We start from the raw sequence: 14370 nt of genomic DNA, 5'->3' as shown, positions 1-14370 counted from the left end.
GGCTACCGAGGCTTGCTCCACCGCTCGGCGATGTCGCCGTAGCGCGCCAGCACCGTCGCCCGCAGCTCCGGGTCCGACCGCGGCACCGGCTCGATGAACACCTCGGTGACGTCGTGGAACCTCTCCGTCAGCTCCGACGCGAGCCGGACGCAGGCGCGTTCGAGGTCCGCGGCGCCGAGCGAGTCGTCGAAGTCCACGCGGGCGCAGACCAGCACCTGGTCGGTGCCCATCAGCATGGTCTGCAGGTCGACGACGGCCTCGATCTCGGCGGCGCCGGAGAGGTGGTCGCGGACGCCGCGGACCAGCAGCGGGTCGGCCTGGCGCCCGACGAGCAGGCCGCGGTTGGTGCGGCCGAGCAGGTACGCGACGCAGGCGAGCAGCAGGCCGATGGCGATCGACGCGATGCCGTCCCAGACCTCGGAGCCGGTGAGCTGGTGCAGCCCGATGCCGCCGAACGCGAGCAGCAGGCCGATCAGCGCGGCCGAGTCCTCGAACAGGACCGTCTTCGGCGTCGGGTCGTCGATGAGCCGCAGGTACGTCCACAGCGAGCGGTTCTCCGCGCGGGACTCGCGCACGACCTGCCGCACCGCCTGCAGCCACGACGTGCTTTCGAGCAGGAACGCCACGGCGAGGACGATGTAGCTGAGCAGCGACGTGCTCTGCGCCTCGCCGTGCCCGAACAGCGTCGACACGCCCTCGTAGAGCGCGAACATCGCACCCGACGCGAAGATCGAGACGGCCGCGAGCAGCGACCAGAAGTACCGCTCCTTGCCGTAGCCGAAGGGGTGCACGCGGTCGGCCGGGCGTTCCGAGCGTTTCAACGCCGTCAGCAGCAGGACCTCGGTGATCGTGTCGGCCACCGAGTGGGCGGCCTCGGACAGCATTGCGCCCGAGCCGGTGATGATGCCGGCGACCAGCTTCATGATGGCGATCGCCAGGTTCACCCCGCCGGCGAGCAGGACGGTCAGGGTGCTTTCGCCGCCGGAGTTCCCGGGTTCCTCGCTCACCCTGGTGAGCGTAGTGCTCAGAGGCGCTGCAGGCCGCTCAGAACGCGTTCCATGAGCGCCATCGCCGGACGGCCGTCGGCGCCCGTGCGGCTGTCGTGGATGGTGACCAGGCCTTGTTCGGCCATGTCGTCGAGCAGCACGCGCGCGACGCCGAGCGGCACGCTCAGGGTGGCCGCGACCTCGGCGACCGACCGCGGGTGCAGGCACAGCGAGTGCACCGAGCGGAACTCGCCGGTCACCCGGGCGCCGTCCCAGTGCGCGCCGGCCCGCGTCGAGACCATCGCTTCGATCGCGAGGTGACGGCGGGACTGCGTCCGGCCGCGGGTGAGGACGTACGGGCGCACGAGGGTGCGCTGGGTGGGTACGTAGTCCTGGGCGAGCCGGATGTCGTCCGGGATGGCGTGGAGGGAGTGTCGGCCGGTCGTGGTGGTCCGCCGGTCCTCGGCCATTCGTGCCGCCCCCTGTTTCTGTGATCGTCAAAGGTGCCCTCGCTGGCAACGGCGGCGGCGAGGAAAGGCCAGGATACGCCGCTTGTCCAGGGTTCAGGCTGTCGTTTGTCCTTAACCTGATGGGCCATTTCGGTGATTTTCATGAACATTTTTCAAGAAAACGATTACCATGATGAAGTCCCAGCTAGCGGCCCTGAAGTCAAGGGTGTGATCGGTGACAACGGGTAGTGGAATGGCTACGAGATCAACAATTCCCCGAAACTTTCCGACCACGGAAAACGGCCCCGATCAGGAAGTCCTGACCGGGGCCGTGCGTTCTCGATAAGAGTGTCACTCCTCCGCGAGTGACGGTGCTCCGAGCGCGATCGGCTTCGGTTCCGGCTTGCGCTTGACCGACTCCAGGAGCATCTGCGCGACGTCGACGATCTCGACCTTCTCGCTCGCCGTGCCGTCGCTCTGGCGAGCCGTCAGGCCGTCGTTCAGCATCACCTTGCAGAACGGGCAGCCGGTGGCGATCTTCGACGGCGCGGTGCCGAGGGCCTCGTCGACGCGCTCGACGTTGATCCGCTTGCCGATCTTCTCTTCCATCCACATCCGCGCGCCGCCGGCGCCGCAGCACATCGACTTGTCGCCGTGCCGCGGCATCTCGCGCAGCTGCGCACCGGTCGCGCCGACGAGCTCGCGCGGCGCCTCGTACACCTTGTTGTGGCGGCCGAGGTAACACGGGTCGTGGTAGGTGACGTCCTCGGCGACCGGCGCCACCGGCACCAGCTGCTTCTCGCGAACCAGGCGGTTCAGCAGCTGCGTGTGGTGCACGACGTCGAACTGGCCGCCCAGCTCCGGGTACTCGTTGGCGAGGGTGTTGAAGCAGTGCGCGCAGGTCACGACGACCTTGCGCGTCTTGCGCTCCCGTCCCTCGAACACCGAGTTGAGGATCTCGACGTTCTGCTGCGCCAGCATCTGGAACAGGAACTCGTTGCCCGCGCGGCGCGCCGGGTCACCCGTGCAGGACTCCTCCGAGCCGAGCACCTTGTACTTGACGCCCGCCATGTGCAGCAGCTCGGCGACCGCGCGCGTGGTCTTCTTCGCGCGGTCCTCGAACGCGCCGGCGCAGCCGACCCAGAACAGGTACTCGGCGTCGCCCATGTCGCCGTCGAACACCGGGACCTCGAAGTCCAGGTCCTCGGTCCAGGCCAGGCGGTCCTTGGCGTTCTGGCCCCACGGGTTGCCCTTGTTCTCCAGGTTCTTGAACATGCCGTTCAGCTCGCTGGGGAACGACGACTCGATCATCACCTGGTAGCGGCGCATGTCGACGATGTGGTCGACGTGCTCGATGTCGACCGGGCACTGCTCGACGCAGGCGCCGCAGCTGGTGCACGACCACAGGACGTCCGGGTCGATGACACCGCCGTCGTCGCCGACCAGCGCCTTCTGTGACTCGGCGATCGCGAGGACGTCGATCCCCGCGTACATGTTGTCCCCGGACAGGCCGATCTCGTCGCCCGCCATGTCGCGCTTGCCGCCGGCCAGCAGGTACGGCGCCTTCGCGTAGGCGTGGTCACGCAGCTGCGTGATGACCAGCTTCGGCGACAGCGGCTTGCCGGTGTTCCACGCGGGGCACTGCTCCTGGCAGCGGCCGCACTCGGTGCACGTCGAGAAGTCCAGCCAGCCCTTCCAGCTGAAGTCCTCGATCTTGCCGACGCCGAAGGTGTCCTCGTCCGGGTCGGCTTCCTCGAGGTCGAGGACCTTGCCGCCGCTCATCATCGGCTTGAGCGCGCCGAGGGCGACGCCGCCGTCGGCCTCGCGCTTGAAGTAGATGTTGAAGAAGGCGCTGAAGCGGTGCCACGCGATGCCCATGGTCATCGCGCGGGCGACGACGATCAGCCAGACCGTGGCGCTCATCAGCTTGACGAACGCGAAGACGGTCACCAGGTTCGGGCTGGCCGGCAGCAGCTCACCGAGGGGGTTCGAGACGAAGGCGGCCCAGGTCGGCGTCTCGTGCGCGCCCAGCGCGGCCTTCGCGGCGCGGACGCCGATGATGCCGATGCCCTCGATCAGGACGACGGCCTCGATGAAGTACGCCCACTTGAAGTTGGAGCCCTGGAAGCGGCTCTGGCGGTCGGCGCGGCGCGGGTGGTTGCGCTGCCGGATCGCCATCAGCACCAGGATGCCGACGATCGTGCCGAGCCCGAGCAGCTCCATGAGCAGCTGGAACGGCGGGAAGTCGTCGAGGATCGGCCAGCCCCACGTCGGCACGAAGACCTCGCCGTAGGCCTCGAACAGGGCGAGCGAGCCGAGCAGGAAGCCCCACATGACGAACCAGTGGGCGGGGCCGACGCTGCGCTTGCGGTTCATCCGCGTGTGCGCGGCGAACTCCTTGATCAGCGTCTTCATGCGCGGCATGAACGGCCCGTTGCGCGTCGAGTCGGGCTGGCCGAGCCGGATCACCCGCACGAAACGGGCGATCGTCGCGGCGAACATGCCCCAGGCGACGAGGCCGAGCACGACGGAGATCCCGCCGAGCGTCAGTTGGAGAGCGCCCATCGTTCGGGTGCCTTTCGTCCGGATCAAAACTGTGGTGGTGCCGGGAGACTAACCGTCCTTACTGATGAGTAACCCGTTGAGTGGCCCTAAGTCCCACCGATGTGGTGTACGTCGCTCTTTGTTTTGGGACGATCGTTCAGGTAGTTTTCACCCTATGGTGAAGCTGCAAGTGGACGGCCGGAAGGCGCGCGGCGAGAAGCGGCGCACCGAGCTCATCGAGGCCACGCTGCGGATCATCGAGCGCGACGGCGTCGCGGGCGTCACCCACCGGACCGTCGCGGCCGAGGCCGGCGTGCCGACGACGTCGACGACCTACCACTTCTCGTCGCTGGACGACCTGCTGGTCGCCACGCTCATCTCCTGCGCACGCGACATGGCGACCGAGGTCTACTGGATGATCGACCGGGCCCGGTCGCGCGGCTCCCGCGGCGCCGAGGAGGTCGCGGCCCTGCTCGCCGAGGCGCTCGGCCCCCGGCGCGGGCGCACCATGGCGGAGTACGAGCTGTACCTGCTGGCCGCGCGCAAGCCCGAGTTGCGCCCGGCCGCCCGGCGCTGGCTGGACGTCCTGACGTCGATGGTCCGCCACGACGACGAGGTGGCGTTCCGGGTCTTCCTCGCCGGCATCGACGGCCTGCTCATCCAGGGCCTGATCGACGACGAGCCGCCGTCGGCCGAGGAGCTGCGGCCGGTGGTGGACTACCTGCTGAAACCGCGTTGACGGCTGTCTTAGTTTCGGATCATGCGGACTTTCGGTGACTACGAACTCGACGACGACCGCGCGCGGCTGGACCTCGACGTGGTGTGGAAGTTCCTGTCCACGGAGGCCTACTGGGGCCGCTGGCGCACGCGTGAGCAGGTCGAAGCCGCGATCGACGGCTCGTGGCGGGTCGTCGGCGCCTACCGCGGCGGCTCGATGGTCGGGTTCGCGCGGGCGTTCTCCGACGGCGTCTCGTCCGCGTACCTCGCCGACGTCTTCGTCGTCGACTCCGCCCGCGGCAGCGGCCTCGGGAAGGAGATCGTGCGGGAGATGATCGACAACGGCCCGGGCGCGCGGTTCCGCTGGATGCTCCACACCGCCGACGCGCACGGGCTGTACCGGCAGTTCGGCTTCGCCGAGCACACCCGGGGGCACTACCTGGAGCGCGAGGGGCCCAACGCGGCGAACTTCGTGAACTGACGCCGCGCCGGGCCCGCCCGGGAGAACTCAGCCCTTGTTCTCGTACACCGGCGTGATCACGGCGCGGGCCAGCGTGTGCCCGAACATGGTGAAGCCGAGCAGGGCCGGTGTCGCGTCCTCCGGCACCTCCAGCTTGTCCAGGTCGAGCGCGTGCACCGCGAAGTAGTAGCGGTGCGGGCCGTGCCCGGGCGGCGGCGCCGCGCCGAGGAACTGCTTGACCCCGCCGTCGCCCTTCAGCGTGACCGCGCCTTCGGGGAGGCCGGAGCCGTCACCCGCGCCGGACGCCAGCTCCGTCACCGAAGCCGGGATGTTGAACACCGCCCAGTGCCAGAAGCCGCTGCCGGTGGGGGCGTCCGGGTCGTAGCAGGTGATCGCGAAGCTCTTCGTCTCCGCCGGGAAGCCCTCCCACGCCAGGTGCGGCGAACGGTCCTCGCCGCCGGCGCCGAAGATGCCGGACAAATGGGGCGTGGCCAGGGTTTCGCCGTCGGCCACGTCGTTGCTGCGCAGCGTGAACGACGGCACTTCGGGCAGGGATTCGTACGGGCCGGGTGCTTGCGGCATGGATCCTCCTGATCACGGAACTGGAGACTTGCGCCAGGTTAGGCCCAGAGCGCCACCCCCGTGCCTCAGGGCGGGATCTCAGGGTCTTTCGGGGGGTTACCCCCATATACGGCGGGCCCACCCCGTCCTAACGTTCTTCACGCAGAGGAAACAACACCGAGGGGACCTACGAGCATGGCACGCCCGCTACTGGCTGTGGGAGGCATAGTCCTGATCGGCGTCGGCCTGGCGACCGCGCTCGGGTGGGGCTGGGGTTCGAAGTACGAAAACACCGGCACCGTTGCGGAGACCGTCCGCAGCGTGAAGCTGGAAGGGGACTCGGGATCGGTGAAGATCCGCACCGGCTCGGGGCCGTCGACGGTGCACCAGGAGGTGCACTACAACTGGCGGAGCAAGCCGGAAGGGCCCTTCTACCGCATGGAAGGCGACCAGCTGGTGCTCGGTTCGTGCGACACGAACTGCACGGTCGACTTCGAGGTCGTCGTGCCCGCGGGGGTGCCCGTCACGGGGACCGTCGACTCCGGTGGGCTGGACATCGCCGGGGTGTCGAGTGTGGACGTTCGTGCCGATTCCGGGCACGCCCGCGTCGAAGACGTCTCCGGTGTGGTGAAACTGCGGCTGGACAGTGGCGCGGTCGACCTGCGGAACGTCGGCGAGGTCCGGCTGCAGAGCAGCTCCGGCAGCATCACCGGCCGGGAGGTGCGCGGCCCGGTGGACGTGACTTCTTCCAGCGGCAGCGTCGATTTCACGCTGACCCGGTCGAACGACGTGAAGGTGCACGCCGACAGCGGCAGCATCGAGCTGGCCGTGCCGGGCGGGCCGTACCGCGTCGAAGGCAGCAGCGACAGCGGCCACCGCAAGATCGGCGTGCCGACCGACGGGACGGCGCCGCACGTGCTGGACCTGACCACCGACAGCGGCAGCGTCACGGTCGACGCGGCCTGACTTTCTCTTGGCACGGGGGCATTTCCGATGGGCAGGATCGAACGGCGCGTGCTGGTGGCCGCGTTGCTGGGGGCGCTCGCGACGTTCGGGGCCGTGGGGTTCGCGCGGAGTGAGCCGGCGGGAGTTCCCGCGCAGGGCGTGCCGGTGACAGCCGATTACCACTATCGTGTGACTTCCTGGGTAGGCTCTCCGACGGAAGTCGTTGTGCAGCAAGGGAATCCCGATTTCTTCTTCTCCTCCTGGCCGGCCCGCCACTCCTGAATTGTCGGTGGCCGCTGTTAGGAAGGAAGCACGCCGAAGGTCGGCGGGCAGGGGGAGGAAGCACATCATGGACATGCGCCGGGTCGCCGCGGTTGTGGTGGCGGTCGTGGTCATGGCGGCGGTGCCGGCCGTCGCTTCGGCGTCATCGGCGCCGGTGTGGCGCTCGTGCGCCACGCAGCGTGAGCCGTCGGCGGAGTGCGCGACGGTTGCGGTACCGATCGATCGTGCGCGGCCGGAGCTGGGGTCGGCGCAGCTGGCGCTGGCCCGGCTGCCCGCGCTCGATCCGGGCAGGCGGATCGGTGCGCTGCTGGTCAACCCGGGCGGGCCGGGCGGCTCCGGCGTCGGGTTCGCGCAGTTCGGCGGGCTGGCCTCGCCGGACCTCGCGCTGCTGCGGCAGCGGTTCGACGTCGTGGGGTTCGACCCGCGCGGCGACTGGTACAGCACGCCACGCATCACGTGCGACGCGGCGACGCTGTTCGACCCGGCACTGGACCGGTTCCCGTCGACACGGCCGGGGTTCGACGCGCTGGTCGCGCACAACCGGAAGGCGGCCGCGGACTGCCTGGCCCGCACTGGGCCGCTGCTGGCGCACGCGGACACGCAGAGCGCGGCCGAGGACATCGAGACGATCCGCGTCGCGCTCGGCGAGCCGAAGATCTCGTGGCTGGGGCTGTCGTACGGCACCGAGCTGGGCGCGATCTACGCGGCGAAGCACCCGGGCCGGGTGCGGGCGATGGTGCTCGACGGCGCGATCGACCACGCGCGGCCGATGCCCCAGGCGATCCTGGAGGAGGCCGCGGCCACCGAAGACGCGCTGGTCCGGTTCGCCGCCTGGTGCCGTGGCTCAGCCGGCTGCGCCCTGCACGGCCAGGACGTCCTGCGCTTCTACGACGACGTCGTGGCCCGGGCGGCCCGCGGCGGGATCTGGTCGAGCGAGCTGGGGCGACCCGCGACGGCCGACGAGGTCTCGGCGGGCGTCTACGGCCACCTCTACCTGAAGGACGACTGGCCGGCGCTGGGCAAGGACCTGGCCGCGGCGGGCGGGGAGTTCCCGGACGCCCGCGGGCTGACCGAGCGCAACCAGTTCCGGTCCCCGATCTACGGGGCTTACCGGGCGATCGGCTGCCACGACTTCCCGTCGCCGTTCACCGGCCCGGCGGACATGGGCTTCCTGGCGGGCCTGCTCCGCGCGGCGGCGCCGCACAGCTGGCGGTACTCGGAGTACTGGGACTTCGCCAGCGGGTGCACGGGCTGGCCGGTCCCGGCGAAGAACCCACCGCGGCCCCAGCCGGTCCGCGGCGCCCCGCCGATCCTGGTCGTCGGCGGCGCCCACGACCCGGCAACGCCGCTGGCCTGGGCCCGCGGGCTGGCGGCGAGCATCGAGGGAGCGGCCCTGCTGACCCGCACCGACGACGGCCACACGGGACTGTTCAACTCCGCTTGCGCCCGGGCGGCCGAGGTGGCCTACCTGGTGAGCGGAGTGGTCCCCGGTCGTGGGGCGGTCTGCGGGTGAGACGGCCGACCGGTGGGTCCCTCCTGGTGAGCGGCATCACAACCGATCGGGGCGCACTCACCCGGCGGACCCGGGAACAAGAAGCCGAACCGCCTCGTTAGGCTGGGTACAGAGGTTGAGCGCAGTCGACTCAAGTACGGCTTGACGGAGTGCGCGAAGGCCGGATAAAACTTGCCAGGGCCTCGCTCAAGGCGAGAACGAACCTGCAGGTCACGAACATAGCAGCCGTACACAGGAGGAAAGCACCATGGCGCGAGCGGTCGGCATCGACCTCGGCACGACCAACTCGGTCGTCGCCGTCCTTGAGGGCGGCGAGCCGACGGTCATCGCCAACTCGGAAGGCTCCCGGACCACCCCCTCGATCGTCGCCTTCGCCAAGAACGGTGAAGTGCTGACCGGCCAGCCGGCGAAGAACCAGGCCGTCACGAACGTCGACCGGACGATCCGGTCCGTGAAGCGGCACATCGGTACCGACTGGAAGACCGAGATCGACGGGAAGAACTACACCTCGCAGGAAATCAGCGCGCGTGTGCTGATGAAGCTCAAGCGCGACGCCGAGGCGTACCTGGGCGAGACGATCACCGACGCCGTGATCACCGTCCCGGCCTACTTCGAGGACGCCCAGCGGCAGGCCACCAAGGAGGCCGGGCAGATCGCCGGCCTGAACGTGCTCCGCATCGTCAACGAGCCGACCGCCGCCGCGCTGGCGTACGGCCTGGACAAGGGCGAGAAGGAGCAGACCATCCTGGTCTTCGACCTCGGTGGTGGCACCTTCGACGTCTCGCTGCTGGAGATCGGCGAGGGCGTCGTCGAGGTCCGCGCCACCTCCGGTGACAACCACCTCGGTGGTGACGACTGGGACGAGCGCATCGTCAAGTGGCTGGTCGACAAGTTCAAGGCCACCAACGGCATCGACCTGACCAAGGACAAGATGGCGCTGCAGCGCATCCGCGAGGCGGCCGAAAAGGCGAAGATCGAGCTGTCCAGCTCGAACTCGGCCAGCATCAACCTGCCGTACATCACCGTGGACGCGGACAAGAACCCGCTGTTCCTCGACGAGACGCTCTCGCGCGCCGAGTTCCAGAAGATCACCGCGGACCTGCTCGAGCGCACCCGCAACCCGTTCAACAACGTCATCCGTGACGCCGGCATCGCCGTCGGCGACATCGACCACGTCGTGCTCGTCGGTGGGTCCACCCGCATGCCGGCCGTGTCCGACCTGGTCAAGGAGCTGACCGGCGGCCGCGAGCCGAACAAGGGCGTGAACCCGGACGAGGTCGTCGCGGTGGGCGCGGCGCTGCAGGCCGGTGTGCTGAAGGGCGAGGTCAAGGACGTCCTGCTGCTGGACGTCACGCCGCTGTCGCTCGGCATCGAGACCAAGGGTGGCGTCTTCACCAAGCTCATCGAGCGCAACACCACGATCCCGACCAAGCGCTCGGAGATCTTCTCCACCGCGGACGACAACCAGCCGTCGGTGCAGATCCAGGTGTTCCAGGGTGAGCGCGAAATCGCCGCGCACAACAAGAAGCTCGGCATGTTCGAGCTGACCGGTCTCCCGCCGGCCCCGCGTGGCGTGCCGCAGATCGAGGTCACCTTCGACATCGACGCCAACGGCATCGTGCACGTGATCGCGAAGGACCTGGGCACGAACAAGGAACAGTCGATGACGATCACCGGTGGCTCCGCGCTGCCGAAGGACGACATCGAGCGCATGGTCAAGGACGCCGAGGCCCACGCCGAGGAAGACAAGAAGCGCCGCGAGGAAGCGGAGACCCGCAACCAGGCGGAGACGCTGGTCTACCAGACCGAGAAGTTCGTCAAGGACAACGACGACAAGCTGCCCGACGACCTCAAGGGTAAGGTCAAGTCCGCGATCGACGAGGCCAACGAGTCGCTGAAGGGCACGGACTCGACCAAGATCCGCGAGGCGATCGAGAAGCTGAACGCCGCTTCGCAGGAGCTGGGCACGGCCCTGTACGCCAACGCGAACGCCGACGCCGCGGCCGGTGCCGCCGGCGGTGCGGGTGCGGGTGCGGCCGGGGACGCCGGTGCGGCCGGCGGCCAGGCCAAGGCCGATGACGTGGTGGACGCCGAGATCGTCGAAGAGGACCCGAAGAAGTGACCCACAGCTACGACGAATCCGAGAACCAGGGCCGAGGCCCCGAGGAGCCGGTGGTCGTGCGGGACCGGCGTCGGGTGGACCCCCAGACCGGGCAGGTCCGCCCGCCCGGTCCGGCCCACGCCGCGCCGGACCCCGACGAGGCGCCCGTGGAGCACGCGGGCCCCTCGCTGGGTGAGTCCATTGTGGACGACTCGGTGTCGGTCGTCTCCGACGTGGAGAAGGAGCTGGCCGAGCGCACCGCCGACCTCCAGCGCCTGCAGGCCGAGTACGCCAACTACCGCAAGCGGGTGGAGCGCGACAGGGAGGCGGTCGTCATCGGCGCGAAGGCGACCGTGGTCAACGACCTGCTGCCGCTGCTCGACGACCTCGAGCGGGCCGAGCAGCACGGTGACCTCACCGGTGCGTTCAAGGCCGTCGGCGACAAGCTGATCAGCGGCCTGCAGCGCGCGGGCCTCGAGTCGTTCGGCGCCGAGGGCGAGCCCTTCGACCCGAGCGTGCACGAGGCCGTGCAGCACAACACCTCGCCGGACGTGGCGGGCCCGACGGTCACCGTGGTCATGCGCCGCGGGTACCGCTTCGGGGACCGCGTACTGCGGGCGGCGCTGGTCGGCGTGACCGACCACGAGCCCGGTGCGGCCCCGGGGGACCCGTCCGTCGGTGGCGAGCTGCCACTCGGCGGCGGAGTCGATGAGCAGCAGCAGTAAGAGGAACCAAGTGGGAGGAGGAGACGCCCGATGAGCGCACGGGAATGGATCGGTAAGGACTTCTACCGTGAGCTGGGCGTCTCCTCCGACGCCACCGCGGACGAAATCAAAAAGGCCTATCGGAAGCTGGCCAAGGAGAACCACCCGGACGCGAACGCCGGCAACGCGCAGGCGGAGCAGAAGTTCAAGGCGGTCTCCGAGGCCTACGGCGTGCTCTCCGACGCGAGCAAGCGCAAGGAGTACGACGAGGCGCGGCGGCTGTTCGGCGGCGGGGGCGGCTTCAACTTCCCCGGTGGCGGCGGTGGCGGCAGCTTCGACATGGGCGACATCTTCGGCCAGGCCGGCGCCGGTCAGCAGGGCGGTTTCGGCGGCCTCGGCGACATCCTGGGCGGGATCTTCGGCCGCGGGCGGTCGTCGGCGGGCGCGACGGCGAACCGGCCGCAGCGCGGGGCCGACGTCGAGACGGACGTCCGGATCGACTTCACCGAGGCGGTCAAGGGCGCGACCCTGCCGCTGCGGCTGTCGAGCCCGGCGACCTGCGCGACCTGCAGCGGCAACGGTGCCCGGCCGGGCACGTCGCCGCGGACCTGCCCGACCTGCTCCGGTTCGGGGCTGGTGAGCCGCAGCCAGGGCGCGTTCGCGTTCTCGGAGCCGTGCCGCGACTGCCGCGGCCGCGGGACGATCATCGACGACCCGTGCCCGGAGTGCGGTGGCGAAGGCATCAGCACGCGGACGCGCACACTGACCGTCCGGATCCCGCCGGGCGTCGACGACGACCAGCGCATCCGGCTGGCCGGCCAGGGCGAGCCGGGCCGGGGCGGGGCGCAGGCGGGCGACCTGTACGTCCGGGTGCACGTGGCTCCGCACGCGCTGTTCGGGCGCAAGGGGCTCGACCTGACGATCACCGTGCCGGTGGACTTCACCGAACTGGCGCTCGGCACCACGATCACGGTGCCGACCCTGGAAGCGAAGGTCTCGCTCAAGGTGCCGCCGGGTACCGCGAGCGGGCGGGTGCTGCGCGTGCGCGGCAAGGGCATCGCCAAGCGCGACGGTTCGCAGGGTGACCTGCTCGTCACCCTCCAGGCGGCGATTCCCGCCAAACTGGACGACAAGGCGCGCGAGGCACTGCAGGCGTACGCCGAGGCGATGGCCGGGCACGACCCCCGGCCCGAGATCACCGAGCTGCTGCAAGGTAGGTGAGAGTGGTGTTCGGCGGGATACCGCAGGAAGGCGACGAAGAGACCCCGGTGTTCGTCATCTCGGTGGCGGCCCAGCTCGCCGGGATGCACGCGCAGACGTTGCGCACGTACGACCGGCAGGGCCTGGTGTCACCGGGCCGCACCCCCGGCGGCGGGCGGCGCTACTCGATGCGGGACATCGCGCTGCTGCGCGAGGTGCAGCGCCTTTCGCAGGAGGACGGCGTCAACCTGGCCGGCATCAAGCGCATCATCGAGCTGGAGAACCAGGTCGACGCGCTCCGCGCCAGGGTCGCCGAGCTGACGGAGGAGCTGGCCGCGGCGTACGTGGCGGCGGAGCAGGCCGCGGCGGCGGCGCACGCGTCCTACCGCCGTGACCTGGTGCCGCTCAACCAGCAGACGGCGATGGTGGTGTGGCGGCCCAAGCGCCGCTGACGACCAGAACGACGAAGGCCTCCCCGGGTGACCGGGGAGGCCTTCGTGCGCCGCGGGTCACGTCTTCACGTTCAGCAGCTGCTTGACCTCGGCCGTCCGGGACTCGATCACCCGGCGGGCCAGGTCACGGGCCTGGGCGTTCACTCCGCCGCCCGGCCCGTTCTCCGTCCGGGCCAGCTCGACCGCGCCCTGCTGCTGTCCCGTCAGAACGTCGAGGAACCGGCGGGTGAACTCGTCGTCCGGGACCGTCCGAAGTGCTCCCACCAGGTCCGGCGAGGTCATCTTCATGCCGCCGTGGCCCGCGTGCGCCTCGGGGGCCACAGACTCGGGCTGGTTCCACTCGCGAAGCCAGCGGCGCATGTCGTCGATCTCGGTCTGCTGGGTCACCTCGATCGCCGCTGCCAGTTCCTTCACCGAGGCCGGGAGCGGGCGTGCCGCCGCCAGCCGGACGATCTCGATCCCTTGCTGGTTCTGGGGAATCAGCATCTGCAGGAACATCACGTCGGCCGCGTTGTGCGATGGGGTGGCCGTCGTCGCGCAACCGGTCAGGAGCAGCGCGACGACGGCCAAGACCACTCTCACTGGCGCTGCCAGAGCGCCGGCGTGTTCGGCGGCTCCCAGCCCGCGATCGCCGTGTGCGGCTGGACGCAGCGGTAGCTCGCGCCGCCGTACGTCACGACGTCGCCCGCCTTGTACGCCGTGCCCGCGGCCCACGTGCCACTCGTGGGCGGGGTGGTCGTCGTGGTGGGCGGCCGGGTCGTCGTGGTCGGGGGCGGCGTGGTGGTGGTCGGCGGCGGGGTGCCGCCGCCACCCACCTGGAGGTCAACGCAGCTGTAGAACGCGTTGGCCGTGTCCGAGATGTTCCAGATCGCCAGCACCTTGATCCGGCCCGAATAGCCGGCCAGGTTCACCGTGTGCGACAACGTCGGCGGCGGCTGCTGGTTGTTGCCGCTGAACACCGCGACGCGGGTGCCGCCGACGTAGTACTCGTAGTTCGACGTCGAGTGCCGGGCGGTGAACACCCAGTTGAACGTCACCGTGGTGCCGACCGACTTGGCGGGCCACGGCTTCGACTCGTCGGTCAGCTCGGCGAACTGCGACAGGCCGCCGTTGCAGCTGCGCAGGCCCTTCGGCCCTTCGACGCTCTGCGGTTCGTAGACGATGCTCCCGCAGCCGGACACCTTCCCGGCCGCGCAGTTGGCCTGCCGGCTGGGCGGATCGGACACGTAGCCGTGGGCGCTCGCGGAGGTGGCGGGGAGGACGACGATCAGCACCGGTGCGAGCAGAGCTCCGGCAGCGGCCGCGAAGAGCTTTCTTTTCCAGGTCATTTCGGCTCCTCGAAGGGGAACAGCGTTGTTCCGAAAGGGGAGGACGAACGAGCACATCCGGGGAAGATGTGGTCTAGACCATAAGATGATTCGGGCACAACGGTCAACGAACTACCGCCGTTCGACGA

15 protein-coding genes are annotated in these 14370 nt (G+C 69.7%); 9 read left to right on the top strand and 6 right to left on the bottom strand.

Annotation, left to right across the window (positions count from 1 at the left end; genetic code table 11):
- Window positions 1–2: 2 nt before the first annotated feature.
- The 3 genes from BLW76_RS06235 to BLW76_RS06225 form a co-directional block, all read right to left on the bottom strand.
- Entirely contained in the window at window positions 3–1007 is a 1005-nt protein-coding gene (locus BLW76_RS06235) for a cation diffusion facilitator family transporter (protein WP_091304901.1), read from the bottom strand.
- A gap of 17 nt (window positions 1008–1024) precedes the next feature.
- Window positions 1025–1456, bottom strand: coding sequence for a DUF742 domain-containing protein (locus BLW76_RS06230; protein WP_091304900.1), 432 nt, complete (start codon window positions 1454–1456; stop codon window positions 1025–1027).
- 330 nt (window positions 1457–1786) lie between these two features.
- A complete protein-coding gene (locus BLW76_RS06225; RefSeq protein WP_091304899.1) occupies window positions 1787–4000 on the bottom strand; it encodes a (Fe-S)-binding protein in 2214 nt (737 codons plus the stop codon).
- A 157-nt stretch (window positions 4001–4157) separates the two neighbouring features.
- On the opposite strand from BLW76_RS06225, the gene BLW76_RS06220 reads away from it, so the two are divergent.
- The gene (locus tag BLW76_RS06220) at window positions 4158–4718 is read left to right on the top strand and encodes a TetR/AcrR family transcriptional regulator (RefSeq protein WP_167384557.1); all 561 of its coding nucleotides are present in this window, start codon (window positions 4158–4160) and stop codon (window positions 4716–4718) included.
- Between the two features lie 21 nt (window positions 4719–4739).
- A complete protein-coding gene (locus BLW76_RS06215) occupies window positions 4740–5177 on the top strand; it encodes a GNAT family N-acetyltransferase (RefSeq protein ID WP_091304897.1) in 438 nt (145 codons plus the stop codon).
- A 27-nt stretch (window positions 5178–5204) separates the two neighbouring features.
- Here BLW76_RS06215 and BLW76_RS06210 read toward each other — a convergent pair whose 3' ends face one another.
- Entirely contained in the window at window positions 5205–5738 is a 534-nt protein-coding gene (locus BLW76_RS06210; RefSeq protein ID WP_091304896.1) for a YbhB/YbcL family Raf kinase inhibitor-like protein, read from the bottom strand.
- Window positions 5739–5912: 174 nt separating this feature from the next.
- Between BLW76_RS06210 and BLW76_RS06205 the strand changes: the two genes are divergently transcribed.
- The 7 genes from BLW76_RS06205 to BLW76_RS06175 all read left to right on the top strand — a co-directional run bounded on the left by BLW76_RS06205 (window position 5913) and on the right by BLW76_RS06175 (window position 12914).
- Window positions 5913–6683, top strand: coding sequence for a DUF4097 family beta strand repeat-containing protein (locus BLW76_RS06205; protein ID WP_091304895.1), 771 nt, complete (start codon window positions 5913–5915; stop codon window positions 6681–6683).
- A 27-nt stretch (window positions 6684–6710) separates the two neighbouring features.
- On the top strand, window positions 6711–6944 hold the full coding sequence (locus BLW76_RS06200; protein ID WP_143060541.1) for a hypothetical protein: 234 nt from the start codon (window positions 6711–6713) through the stop codon (window positions 6942–6944).
- Window positions 6945–7011: 67 nt separating this feature from the next.
- Window positions 7012–8457 carry an alpha/beta hydrolase gene (locus BLW76_RS06195; protein ID WP_091304893.1) on the top strand — a complete coding sequence of 482 codons (1446 nt, stop codon included), beginning with the start codon at window positions 7012–7014 and terminating at the stop codon, window positions 8455–8457.
- A 247-nt stretch (window positions 8458–8704) separates the two neighbouring features.
- On the top strand, window positions 8705–10579 hold the full coding sequence (gene dnaK, locus BLW76_RS06190) for a molecular chaperone DnaK (protein ID WP_091304892.1): 1875 nt from the start codon (window positions 8705–8707) through the stop codon (window positions 10577–10579).
- Window positions 10576–11283: a nucleotide exchange factor GrpE gene (gene grpE / locus BLW76_RS06185; protein ID WP_091304891.1), complete on the top strand. Its 708-nt coding sequence runs from the start codon at window positions 10576–10578 to the stop codon at window positions 11281–11283. Before dnaK ends, grpE begins: the two co-directional genes overlap by 4 nt.
- A gap of 30 nt (window positions 11284–11313) precedes the next feature.
- Entirely contained in the window at window positions 11314–12483 is a 1170-nt protein-coding gene (gene dnaJ, locus BLW76_RS06180; protein ID WP_091304890.1) for a molecular chaperone DnaJ, read from the top strand.
- Between the two features lie 5 nt (window positions 12484–12488).
- Complete coding sequence (locus BLW76_RS06175; protein WP_208613227.1) at window positions 12489–12914, top strand: heat shock protein transcriptional repressor HspR; 426 nt, start codon at window positions 12489–12491, stop codon at window positions 12912–12914.
- Between the two features lie 57 nt (window positions 12915–12971).
- On the opposite strand, the gene BLW76_RS06170 is transcribed toward BLW76_RS06175, so the two are convergent.
- Window positions 12972–13496, bottom strand: coding sequence for a DUF305 domain-containing protein (locus tag BLW76_RS06170; RefSeq protein WP_244170068.1), 525 nt, complete (start codon window positions 13494–13496; stop codon window positions 12972–12974).
- Window positions 13493–14242, bottom strand: a complete 750-nt coding sequence (locus BLW76_RS06165; protein ID WP_091304887.1) for a lytic polysaccharide monooxygenase — start codon at window positions 14240–14242, stop codon at window positions 13493–13495. The genes BLW76_RS06170 and BLW76_RS06165 overlap by 4 nt, the downstream gene beginning before the upstream one ends.
- Window positions 14243–14370 lie beyond the last annotated feature (128 nt).

The organism is Amycolatopsis tolypomycina (genome assembly GCF_900105945.1).
Taxonomy (GTDB): domain Bacteria; phylum Actinomycetota; class Actinomycetes; order Mycobacteriales; family Pseudonocardiaceae; genus Amycolatopsis; species Amycolatopsis tolypomycina.
The sequence above is the reverse complement of the archived record's forward strand: the minus strand, read 5'-3'. Positions and strand labels throughout refer to the sequence as shown.